This is a genomic window from Dictyobacter formicarum (genome assembly GCF_016587435.1).
The window spans coordinates 88133-100661 of record NZ_BNJJ01000009.1 but is presented as its reverse complement, the minus strand read 5'-3'; the positions used below and the strand labels follow the sequence as shown (position 1 = coordinate 100661).

At 50.3% G+C, this 12529-nt stretch carries 5 protein-coding genes and 1 tRNA gene; 2 read left to right on the top strand and 4 right to left on the bottom strand.

Features of this window, described 5'->3' with window-relative positions:
* Nucleotides 1–83 precede the first annotated feature (83 nt).
* Nucleotides 84–1505, top strand: coding sequence for a class II fumarate hydratase (locus tag JMI88_RS16915; RefSeq protein WP_201363110.1), 1422 nt, complete (start codon nt 84–86; stop codon nt 1503–1505).
* A gap of 302 nt (nt 1506–1807) precedes the next feature.
* A tRNA-Ala gene (locus tag JMI88_RS16910) sits at nt 1808–1883 on the top strand.
* 58 nt (nt 1884–1941) lie between these two features.
* Here JMI88_RS16910 and aspS read toward each other — a convergent pair.
* The 4 genes from aspS to JMI88_RS16890 form a co-directional block, all read right to left on the bottom strand.
* Complete coding sequence (gene aspS, locus JMI88_RS16905) at nt 1942–3249, bottom strand: aspartate--tRNA(Asn) ligase (RefSeq protein ID WP_201363109.1); 1308 nt, start codon at nt 3247–3249, stop codon at nt 1942–1944.
* 1159 nt (nt 3250–4408) lie between these two features.
* The gene (locus tag JMI88_RS16900; RefSeq protein ID WP_201363108.1) at nt 4409–5692 is read right to left on the bottom strand and encodes an MFS transporter; all 1284 of its coding nucleotides are present in this window, start codon (nt 5690–5692) and stop codon (nt 4409–4411) included.
* 530 nt (nt 5693–6222) lie between these two features.
* Nucleotides 6223–7887 (bottom strand): PrsW family glutamic-type intramembrane protease, encoded by a 1665-nt coding sequence (locus JMI88_RS16895; protein WP_201363107.1) that lies wholly within the window; start codon nt 7885–7887, stop codon nt 6223–6225.
* Nucleotides 7888–8595: 708 nt separating this feature from the next.
* On the bottom strand, nt 8596–12093 hold the full coding sequence (locus JMI88_RS16890; protein ID WP_201363106.1) for a DNA polymerase III subunit alpha: 3498 nt from the start codon (nt 12091–12093) through the stop codon (nt 8596–8598).
* Between the last annotated feature and the right edge of the window lie 436 nt (nt 12094–12529).

Here is a 12529-nt window from a genome sequence, read left to right as displayed (position 1 = left end):
CTTTCCTGATTTCTGAACAGAAACTGCATGGCGGGTGGTGGTATAATACTTGAGTGATAAACAATGCTCAAAGAGGAGGCTTTATGTCGCAAACAGCGCAAGATACCCGGGTAGAACGCGATTCTATGGGTGAAATGCAGGTACCCGTTCAAGCATATTATGGCGCGAGTACACAGCGTGCTGTGCTTAATTTTCCGATCAGTGATCTTCGTTTCCCGCGTGAGTTTATTCGTGCGCTCGGCCAGATTAAGCAGTCAGCCGCGCGAGTAAATCGTGAACTTGGCCATATCGATGCCCAGATTGCCGATGCCATTATTCAGGCCAGCCAGGAGGTGATCGATGGTAAATTGGACGATCATTTTGTGCTGGATATATTTCAAACTGGTTCAGGCACATCGACAAATATGAACGCCAATGAGGTGATCGCTAATCGTGCCAGTGAGATCCTTGGCGGCTCTCGTGGCTCGCGCAAGGTTCATCCCAATGATCATGTTAACTTTGGCCAATCCTCCAATGACGTTATTCCTAGCGCTATTCATCTCTCTGCTCTTTTAAGCATTGAACAACACTTGATTCCAGCTCTGCTTGAATTGCAGCAGACTCTCAGCGATAAGGCTGAAGAATTTCATGCGGTCATCAAAACAGGACGTACCCATCTACAGGATGCGACACCGATTCGGCTGGGCCAGGAATTCAATGGCTATACCGGACAAATTGAGCGTGCGATCATTCGTTTAAACCATGCGCAGAGTGAATTATCCGAACTGGCACTTGGTGGCACAGCGGTTGGCACCGGCGTCAATACCGATCCAGTTTTTGCTTCACGTGTCTGCGATCGTCTTTCAGAGATCAATGGCATCGATGTTAAAGAGACCAGCAATCATTTCCAGGCTCAAAGCACATTGGATAATGTGGTTGAGGCCAGTGGTGTGCTTAATACTATCGCCGTCAGCTTGATGAAGATCGCTAATGACATACGCTGGCTTGGCTCTGGACCGCGTGCGGGCATTGGTGAAATTGAACTGCCTGCCGTACAGCCTGGCAGCTCTATCATGCCTGGCAAAGTAAATCCAGTTATCGCTGAATCGGTCTGCATGGTTTGTGCGCAGGTTATGGGTAATCACACTACGGTTACCGTCGCCGGTCAGTCTGGCAATTTTGAAATCAATGTCATGATGCCAGTTGTGGCCTATAATATCCTGCAATCTATCAGCCTGCTAGCAGCTGTCAGCCGCAATTTCAGTCGCCAATGTATCAAAGGTCTTAAAGCCACCACTCGAGGACCTGAAATGGTCGAACGAGGACTCGCTATCTGTACCTCGCTGGCACCTGTAATCGGCTACGATGCCGCCGCTGATATTTCCAAACACGCCCACAAAACCGGCCGCACCGTCCGTGAAGTAGCCCGCGAAAAAACCAACCTCACCGAAGAAGACCTCGACCGCATCCTCAACCCCGAAAGCATGACCAAACCCGGCCTCGAAGGTGGCCCTGCTGGAGGCTGATTTTAGCGTCGAAGTCCCACTGACTGGCAGGCGGGCGCATCAGCGCCCGCACTGTTTTCATTATGTGGTGATGCAGAAAATGTGCCCGGCACATTTTCTGCATCACCACATAATGAAAATTTTTGAGCGCCAAAGGCGCGAACAGTCCGGAGTCGCGGGCACAAAACGCATGCTTTTTCAAACATTCCCCCAACCAATTTTGCTGAATTTATATAAATTCAGCAAAATTCCCCCCAAATTCTATTGAAAAAATGGAAGAGATAGCGTATAATTTTACCTCGTAAGCAACAAATACAGGACATGGGCTTGTAGCGCAGCTGGTAGAGCGCCTCCATGGCATGGAGGAGGTCAGGGGTTCGAGTCCCCTCTGGTCCACCACTATAAAAACCCTTTCATTCACGTGAATGAAAGGGTTTTTTGTATGTATCATTCAGGCCTATGGGACCAAACGATGTATGTCGCGTGGAAAGAGTGTGGTGAGTTTGACGTTCTGAGTGCCCAGCAATTGCATCAATAGACGCTCGGAACCAATAGCGAACCCTCCATGAGGAGGCATGCCATATTTAAAGGCCTCCAGATAGTACTCAAACGGCTCGATCGGCAGTCGCGCTTTCTCCAGGGCCGCCATATAATCCTGATAGCGGTGCAGGCGCTGCCCACCTGTTACCAGTTCTGTTCCTCTGAAGAGCAGGTCGAATGAGTTCGAAAACTCGGGACGCTCCGGGTCGGGATATGTATAAAAGGGCCGTTTGCGCATTGGATATCCGGTGACAAACAAGAAGTCGCTATTAAATTCCTTTTTGGCCCATTCGCCCAGCCAGCGCTCGTCCTGCGGAGAGAGGTCTGGCTCTCCTCGCACGTCAACTTTGTGTAGTTTGAAAATCAGCTCTTGCGCTTCGGCGAAATGGATATGTGGCACCTGCGCTGGTATGATCGGCATCTCAACTTTTAATAGCTCCAGTTCGGCACTATAGGAGTGTTGGAGTGTTTGTAAGATGTGGGCCATGACATCGCGCAGCAGAGCCATGACTGTGAAATGGTTTTCGATAAAACCGAATTCGGCATCCAGGCTGACATATTCGTTGACGTGTCGGGTTGTATCATGTGGCTCGGCTCGGAATACGGGTCCGACCTCGAAGACGCGTTCAAAGACGCCGACCATGATTTGTTTGTAGAACTGCGGACTCTGTGCCAGGTATGCTGGTCGTCCAAAGTAGTTGAGCTCGAAGACGTTCGCACCACTCTCGGTGGCGGCAGCAACTATCTTTGGTGTTTGAATTTCGGTAAAAGCTCTGGATGTCAAGATGTCCCGAAAAGCGGCCATCACGCCTGCTGAAAGTCGCAGGGTGGCGCGCCGCAGCAAATGACGATTGGTGACCGGCGCATGGTCTAGTAAGGTACTGGGTTGGGCGTTGAGCTTGCGTTTGTTGAGTGAAATCGGCGGCAGCTCCGCGATGGGATTGAGAACCTCTACCTTCAGTTCGTGCAATTCGACGCCCCCGGGTGCCTGGGTTTCACTGACCACCAGACCTTCGACTGCAATGATGCTCTCTACCCCTACGTTTTCAGGCAATAAGGCTGTGATCTCAGCCTCTGTTTCTGTCACGGCCTGCAGCAGTCCCCAGCCATCTCGGATCACTAGAAAATTGATGCCGCCCATGCGGCGCAATGAATGTAGCCAGCCCGCAACGCGCACGCGTTTTCCTACCTGCGCTGCCACTTCAACAGTACGAATACGTTCCATCTGAAAAACTCCTTTTAGATCTGCCATCATCGCGACAGGCTTGCCATTGTCGGTGCTAAAGAGGAAGGACACCTGGCAAGCCTGTCGGTATATTACAGACCATGGGTGCCTTCCTCCAGATCGTTATCGTCTCCGTCGTTATCCATCGTGCATTCCTTTCGTGGGTTTGGCTGCAACGCGCTTTCGTTTTTTGACCATTGATAGGGAAAAAAGGACAACAAAAAACCCTCATCCTATCAGGAGGACGAGGGCGCATTTCTTCGCCTATCGTGGTACCACCACCATTTATCCCACATAGTGGGACCTCAATCGATTCTATCGCTCTCATCTCTATTAGTGCTTGAGAGCCGCTATAAATCGCTGCGCTATAACGGGCGCGAACCCGAAGTCCAGCTACTACTGTACAAATCACTCAAATCACAGGTTCGCTGGTTGGCTCATGGGTGTCATTGGTGAAGGACTAATGGCAATGCTTTCAGCCTGGACATTGCTCTCTGTCTATTAGCTTGTCTCCCCAACCTGCCCCATTCACTGCCTCTATTGTTTTTGCTTCTTTCCAAACTATATCATGACACCAGAAATGCTGTCAACCTTATGCCTGACCTTTTCTCACAGCTACCTATAACTGCTTTATATCCTGACCTTTTTATCCATTCCTCACTTTTTTATCAAAAATATTGACATGATTCATAAGGCAAGCATATATTAGCTGTTGCATATGCATTTGTAATTTCGTTGATTACCAATATTAAGTCGTAATCATCAAATTTTGTCTTTGTTTATGCCCTTCGTATTGCCCCTGTTGCCATTTTTGTATATTTACCTATACTGATGGAACAACTCAGGATTTCCAACTGGATTTTACTGATTGGTGTGCCAGCACGGTCTCGTTCAACAATACTGTGGCCGTGTTAACCCATTATCGCAATACGCCTGCTGGTCAGCAAACACGGAATGTATCAATTTACTACACTGATGTAGCTTTGGATAGCAGCAAGGTTATTCAAAGCGTTACATTGCCGGTGAATAGCCATCTGCATATCTTTGCTATTGGCACCAAATAGTTTGTAATTCTATATCTTCCCGCATAAAGAAGAGGATCGAGGCCCTACGTGGGTCCCGATCCTCTTCTTTATGCTGCTAATGATACATCGATGGTTTAGACTATGGTTGTTTCCTCGATGCTATCTACTTCTTCCTCGCCGTATGTTGGGACCTTCTGGCTGAGCCCCAGGGCACGCCAGAAAAAGACGATGGTTGGGGTGAGGATGGCGCTGGTGCTGATCAGGGCGGCCCGTAGGGATGCTATAGTGCCGATATAGCCCACTGCCGGTCCTCCTGCAATTTGTCCGATGGCATCTACCTGGCCAAACATTGATATGATGGTGGCGCGCATCCCTGGCTGGCTGTTCTGTGTGATCCAGGTCATGTAGAATGGATTGGCTGCGCTACGGCCAATGCTGGCACACCAGAAGGCAATCAAGGCCAGGTAAAAGTTGCCCGAGAGGGCGAAAACCACCAGGCTGACAATTAAGAGCATCTGAAAGCCGAACATCACTTTGATCATCTGTGTGTGCTGGTTGACGTGGACGCGTCGACGTACCAGCTCTGTGATGATCAGGCAGAGAATAGCGGATCCGGCGCTGATGATGCCAAACCAGGCCAGACGATTTAGTGGTTCCAGTGCTGGAAATGTAAAGTTTTTGATGAAGTGGTCGGTTTGTAGTCGATCAAAGCCTTCGCTGGCCATGGCTGAGAAGGCTGTGATGCATAGAATGGTCAGCAACATTTTGCTTCGCGTTACTGCTTTTCCTCCGTCCACCATCATTTTACCCATGGCCTGCCAGGAGCTGTGCTCGCTGCTCTTGCTGGATCGGAAGTTGCGCTCGGGCATCCAGATGTACAATAGCACAACCAGTAGCAGGTGGAGCATTGCGCCCAGAATAATTGGCAGGTTGAGCCGATAGGTTGCCAGCCAGATGCCCAGTAGTATACTCACCAGGGAGGCTGCCTGCCCGATCTGGTTGCCGCGAATAAACGCGTTGCCAACCTGTTCTTCTCCTAGTTCATCTGCACACCAGGCCTCTTCAGCTCCAGTAACAAAGGTAGCACCCCATCCCCAGAGTACATTTCCTGCTATAACTGCCAGGAAGGTCGGTACGAACCCTTCCAATAAGAAGCCGACCCCCATCAGGAGGTAGCCCAGCATGACCGCCATGCGCCGACTATACGTGTCTGCTAGTATGCCGGTGGGAACCTGACAAACAAAGCAGGCGATTTCCATTGCGGTGCCTACCAGGATAAGTTGCAATGGATTGAGCTTGACGGTCTCGATCTGATATACCATGTTGATAGAGAAGATGATGTTATTGGCAAACGAACCCAGGCCCGCGATCAATAAATAGATCGCGAAGGCATTAAGTTTGCGCTGCTTGAAATGCATGCGGTGTCACTCCTTGCGTCATAATGACGTCTGTATGTTTGTGGCTAAAATGGGGGAAAGAGTGCACACGTGGCATCAATAGCTATATAAGCTATGTGCATGACATTTCTAGCATAACTCTGGCGAGCCACAGTGTGCGGCACGGCTAGCAGTTATAGCTTAGTTTGGCATGAAGAAATGTATTGGAGCGTAATTTTTTTATAATATTTACGCTTAGTGAGAGCACTCAACCCCGGAAAAGCTGTTTGTAGTCGTTGCAGCAACTGCTGAGAGGATGGTTGGTGCTATTAACATTTGTGGTGTCCCTTTCTGCTATGCAGATATCTCTATTTGTAGAGATTAACCGTCTAAACAATAACATAAAATCTTGCGCAATACAAGCTTCGCTCTCTGCAGACAAAACATCAACCGAACAAAAAAGCATCAAGATCGTAGATGCGCCCCTTGCGGGCGCTTTTAACCCTCGCAGCACGAAAAATCGTAGGTGCGCCTCGTGGGCGCACCTACGATCCCTTTTTGATCTGTGCGATTTAGCGCGCTGAATGCGGTTGAGGTTGAGGATGTGGATGCGCGTAAGAGACACTGTGTACCGCTTCTTGTGCCTGTCGCTCCTTATCAACCGGTTTAGGGGCATTGCCCGGTTGCCGATTGTCGGTGCTATTTCTTCCCAGTTTGCCTGTGACAAAGAGGAAGAAGACTATCATCAGCGCAGTTTCAATGCTGTAGATGATCATGATGGATGGTATTGGATAGCTTCCAATCGTGATCGTCCCTTTGTCAAAGTATGGGCCAAGGGGAGCGGGCAGCAATTGGAAGACAAATGAGCCGTTCCAGATGGCGTGCTGCATTATGGCGTATACTCCACAGCCCAGGCCGATCCAGATGCGGTTGCGCTGGAGGGATTTCGAGTGGGTCAGGTAATACCAGCCCAGAGCCGTCATGCCTGCTCCAAAGCTATGCAGAAGTCCGGCTGAACTACGTTGGATGGCAACGTCGACCCAGTTGCTGTACCCCATGCCAATGTAGCCTGAAGTCTCGACGAGGTCGAAACCTATGCCACAGGCCATGCCGAGTAAAAAGGCTTCCGAAGCACTGCTGATTCGTCCAATCAAAGCTACGACGGCGAGCGGCTTGACGCCTTCCTCAACCAGTGGCGCGACAACCGCTACCAGCAGAAACAGGTAGACAATGGCACGCATATTGTTAGGTATCGGCATATTTGGATCATCTAGCTGAAAACCATTAATATGCAAGCCAGCCTGGATTACAAGGCCTAGAAGCAGTTCAAAGATCATGGCAAAAAGGATGGCGGAGGTTGCACCGCTGGTGATCGCGACTGCTACGCGCCTCCAGGTGGTTGTCCAGTGCTCATCATTTTTGTGGCGAATACGCCAGGCTCCTAGCGTGAAGATTGTTAGTGCCGGCAACAAGCCTGCCAGGCCAATCATGAGAACGGTTAGCCAGGTGGTTTGGGCAACCTGTACATTGCCACGGATCATCAGGCCGATGGCGACCATGACAATATAGAGGACCAGGAAGACGGCAAACCATGGAAGCTTGAAATTGCTCAGCTTGATTGACGGAACCTTGAATTCCCACGATTTCTTGCGGCGTAGGGCTTGTATACTGTGATAAAGACTAAATGTGCCTCCACCCAGACCCGCGATGGTCAAGGCCGTAAACATTGTAATGCTGCCAAACATCTGCTCTGGTTTGTTATGGAGCGTGCTGTAGGGCATCATGATCACTGTTATAAACAGTATAAATCCACAGATAATGCCTGTGAGGCACACAATACTTGAACAGATGGTGGCGATAATGGCAATTACAAATTGATAGGTGTCCCGTGCTGGTTTAGGTGGTTGCCAGGTATAGGGCGGATATCCATAGGGTGGATAACCATACGCATTATAGTAACCATTATATGGTTGATAATATCCATGAGGCGCATAGTTATACATAGGTTGACCTGCCGCATAGGGAGGAGCCCAACCGTTGCCTCCAGCCTGCGACCCCGGCTGATGTTGTCCATACCCATTTTGAGGCTGCCCGTATCCAGGCTGAGGTTGCCCATAGGCTGGATAAGGTTGCCCAGGATGTGGTGCCCCATAGACTGGTTGATGCTGTACAGGATATGGTGGTCTATATCCAGGTTGCTGGTTATTTGTTGGATAATATGTTGTCTGCACCGGCATCTGAGATCCATGTGATGGTTGTATGGGGGCATTGGGTGGTGCCTGTGTGCCTGAAAACTGTAATGGTCCCGAAACATGCTCCCTGTATTGCGGTTCCCTATAATTCTCAAGCTCATTTGCAGACTGGTTTGACGTCAACCGCGATGGCTGTCCGCCATCCTGTTGCGCGGATGCGTTGGCTTCTGGAGAGGGCTTTTTTTGTGTAATGTGTCTATTGGCGTCTGATTCAGAACCCTTGTATTCGAAACCCACAATCTTATAACCTTTTCTGCTTTTTTTGAGTTGTATCAATCAATGTATCTGCTAGTGAGTATACGAGTGTAGAAATGTTTAGGTTTCCTCTCAGTATAACGAGTATCATACTGAACTGTCAAAATTGGAAGCAACTGAATAGGATCAGGCATATGCTTACGCACTATGAACGCTCTGCCGGTTGTTTTTTTTTACCATCGAAGAATAACGAGCGCCGATAAGATTTTTTCACTACTTAGTAGTGTGTCTGAAGTCCATGACGATGGGAAGTCAGGCGCCCCCGTACGGGCGGGCGCATGCGCGCCCGCACCCCTGTAATGAATGGTGCAGAAAAATGTGCACAGCACATTTTTCTGCACCATTCATTACAACTGTTTTGAGCTCCGAAGGAGCGTAGTGTGAGGGGCCGATTTGTGTGTCCTGATGGCCGAGCAGGCACACCTGGATTGGCTGTGCTTATGCCAGCACTTTGGCTTCGATCATGCCGGGTCCGAGCTCGTCCTCCAGCCTGCTCCGTAGTTCCTCGGTATAGAACATGGTGTTATCTTGAGGCGTCAGGCGCATTTCCCATTCGCCGTTGGCGACCAGAATTTCATAGTGGTCGCGTCCCGGTTTTTCGCTCAGGTAGCGCTTGATGTTCTGAACCTTCATGATGTCGTTGGAAACAGAGATTTCGTCGGTGCCGGTGAGCTGGAGCTTGAGCCAGACCATGTATTGTTTGCGATTCATCTCTTCTTCGACGGCTTTGAAGGTGCTGACACTGTTGCAGAGGATACAGGGCTCGTCTCGCCTGAATTGGACTTCACCGCGTACGATGACAACTGTGTCTTCTACCCATTTGTCGGCGGTCTCTTCATATGTGCGAGGGAAGATGGTGACGCTTATGGTGCCAAACATGTCTTCTAGCTGCACAATGCACATGGTGTCGCCTTTTTTGGTGGTGATACGCCGGGCCTCTTTGATGGTACCACAAACGACGACTTTTTGTTTGTCGATCTCCTCTGTGATGTCGGCTGTACTATGGGTGGCTTTATCTTTGATCAGATCGCTGATGTAGGCCAGCGGGTGTTTGGAGATGTAGATGCCAACCAGTTCTTTTTCCCATGCGAGCAGCTGTTTGCGCGAGATTTCTGCGACGTTCTGGTTCAAGGAAAAGCTCAATGAACTGCTGATCTCTTCCATGTCTCCAAACAGGCTCATCATGCCGCGCTCCTTGGCTGAGCGCTCGCTTTTGCCAAATTGCATGGCACGCTCCACGGAGGCCAACATCTGGTGGCGCTTGTTCTCTCCTTCGAGCGAGTCCAGGGCGCCTGCTTTGATCAGTGTCTCTATCGCGCCTTTGCCGACCGCTTTGGGATCCACACGCGTGCAGAAGTCGGCCATAGATTTAAAGGGGCCACCTTCTGCACGTGCACGGACGATTTCGTTGATTGGTCCGTCACCGATGCCTTTGATGGCGAGCAGGCCGAAACGCACGCCATCGTTTTCGATGGTAAATCCGCGCTCAGAGTGGTTGACATCGGGTCCGTAGACTTCGACGTTCATGCGTTTACATTCCGCGATGGCATTGGATATTTTGTTGGCGTCGGCGGCCTCAGCGGTCATGGTGGCGGCCATAAACTCGGCCGTATAGTTGGCTTTGAGATACGCGGTGTAGAAGGCTACGACGGCGTAACTGGCGGCGTGGGCCTTGTTGAATCCATACCCACCAAATGGCAGGATCAAGGTGAAGAGCTGGTCGGCAACTTCAGGCGCCACACCATTTTTGATGCAGCCCTGGATGAAGTCGTTTTTATAGCCCTCAACTTCGTGCATGATCTTTTTACTAAGGGCTTTACGGAACTTGTTCACTTTACCCCAGGAGAAGCCGGCCAGGTTGACGGCGATCAGCAGCACCTGGTCCTGGTAGACGATGACGCCATAGGATTCGGCCAGCCACTGCTCTAGCCGTGGATCAAGGTAGGTAATCTTCCTGCGCCCGTGTTTGGAGTCAATAAACTCTGGAATACTATCCATTGGACCCGGACGGTAGAGGGCGACCATGGCGGTGACGTCTTCGATGCAGGTTGGGCGCAGCATTTTAATATATTCGCGCATCTTCGCACCTTCTAACTGGAAGACGCCGGTCGTTTCGCCCGCCGCCAGCAGATCAAAGGCTTTTTGACGCTTGGCGTTTTGCTGTTCGTTCCCCTTAACTTCATCCAGGGGAAGCTTCTCCAGGTTGATGTCTTCTCCACGCGCCTCCTTGATAAACTTGAGGGCGTTATCAAGGATGGTCAGGTTGGACAGTCCCAGAATGTCATATTTGATCAGCCCGAGCTCTTCCAGGTGGGCGTGCTCATATTGAGTTGAGTAGCGACCCTCACGAATCTGTAAGGGGACAAAGTTGTCGAGGGCTTCGTTGGCGACGAGCACGCCGGCGGCGTGGACGCCGGTTCCGCGTACGGAGCCTTCGAGCTCTAAGGCCAGGTCAAGCAATTCTTTGGCGTCTGGATCCTGGTCGCGCAGATCACTTAGTTCTTTGACGGAGTCCAATGAGCCTTGTAGGGTGACCTTCGGGCCGCTCGGAATCAGGCGCGCGATGCGATCGCCCATGGTTTGTTTTTCCAGCACACGGGCGACGTCGCGTACGGCTCCTTTAGCAGCCATGGTCATGAAGGTGGCCATCTGGGCGACGCACTCGTGCCCATATTTGTTGGCCAGGTAGTTGATGACCTCTTCACGGCGATCATCCGGGAAGTCCATGTCGATATCAGGCATGTCGTCGCGTTCTGGATTGAGAAAGCGTTCAAAGAGTAGTTGATAGCGCAATGGATCGACGTTGGTGATGCCCAGAGAGTAGGCGACAACGCTTCCCGCGGCCGATCCTCTGGCCAGACAACGAATGCCGTGGTCACGTGCCCAGCCAACGTAGTCCGCCACGACCAGGAAGTACGGGACGAAACCTTTCTGGATGATGATGCTGAGCTCGTAATCCAGTTGCCTCTTGATTGGCTCGGTCATCTCGCCATAGCGATAGGCGATGCCTTGTTCGCAAAGGGCATAGAGATATTCATCTGGCGTGCGATATTGGGATGGAATATCGACCGCTGGCAGTTGCGCTTTATACGCGAAGGGATCGACCTCACACCGCTCGGCCAGCCGTACGGTGTTGAGAAGTGCATCGCCCAGTTCAGGGAAGAGCTGCTGCATCTGGTCTGGACTGCGCAGGAAGAATTCGTCGCTCTCAAATTTGAAGCGCTTGGGGTTGTTGATGCTGTTTTGCGTCTGTACACAGAGAAGGATTTCGTGGGCACGCGAATCTTCATGGGTGACGTAGTGCAGGTCATTGGTTGCCAGCAGGGGTATCTGCAGATCTTTGGCCATTTGATAGAGATGTTGATTGACGCTCGATTGCTCTGGATAGCCGTCGTGATCCTGGATCTCTAAATAAAAGTTGTTGGGACCCAGCGTGTTGCGAAACCAGCGGGCGGTATTATAGGCTTCGTCAATTTTGCCTTCGATTAGTAGTTGGGGAATTTCGCCACCCAGACACGAGGAGGTGGCGATGATGCCCTCGCCGTATTGTTCGAGCAGATTTTTATCGATACGAGCCCGGTTGGCGTGCATGCCAGCTGTATTGGCTAGCGTCATGAGCTTCATGAGATTTCGATAGCCGGTATTGCTTTCAGCCAGCAGCAGCAGGTGATAGTAGCGCTTGTCGCCTTGTTTAAATTTCGGCTTATCTTTATGATCGGCGACCAGATAACTTTCTACACCCAGAATAGGATGAACCCCACCTTTACGGCACTCTTTATAAAATTCCAATGCCCCATACATTGCTCCGTGATCGGTAATAGCCAGGTGATTCATGCCCAGCTCTTTAGATTGCTTTACCAGCTTCTTAATGCGGCTGAATCCGTCCAGCAGCGAATATTCTGTATGAACATGTAAATGCGCAAAGTCCGCCCCCATTAAATATCCTCCGTCTCGAAAAACTCAAAAAATAGCATAGCAAGCAAGTGATTTATGAATAAGTTAGCTTTATAAGTATGCCTTATATTTCAGATGATTGGCAATATCCACTTCGAACACTTGTTTTTGTACTAGCCTTTTTGGGGCTATCTGCTAGCTGCTAAATCTCCTCCCCACTGCCATTGTATCCGCATCTCTAAAATGCTATCCCTCCCTCAATTCTCAAAAAAAGGAGATGAGAGGATGTTTGAAAACTATGCTTTTTGTGCCTTCAGCCCCTGACGGTTCGCACCTTCGGCGCTCAAAATTTTTTATTGTGAGGTGGCGCGGCGCCCGGCGCCGCGCCACCTCACAATAAAAAAGATATGGTATGGATGCGCGAATCCTCGGCATACTCAAAAAACCTGTATGTTGCAACAAAATGCACCCGGCGCAT

Excerpts from the sequence above, each read along its gene's own strand:
- JMI88_RS16915 (WP_201363110.1), top strand. The coding sequence starts at position 84 with ATGTCGCAAACAGCGCAAGATACCCGGGTAGAACGCGATTCTATGGGT.
- aspS (WP_201363109.1), bottom strand. The coding sequence starts at position 3,249 with ATGGAACGTATTCGTACTGTTGAAGTGGCAGCGCAGGTAGGAAAACGC.
- JMI88_RS16900 (WP_201363108.1), bottom strand. The coding sequence starts at position 5,692 with ATGCATTTCAAGCAGCGCAAACTTAATGCCTTCGCGATCTATTTATTG.
- JMI88_RS16895 (WP_201363107.1), bottom strand. The coding sequence starts at position 7,887 with ATGCCGGTGCAGACAACATATTATCCAACAAATAACCAGCAACCTGGA.
- JMI88_RS16890 (WP_201363106.1), bottom strand. The coding sequence starts at position 12,093 with ATGGGGGCGGACTTTGCGCATTTACATGTTCATACAGAATATTCGCTG.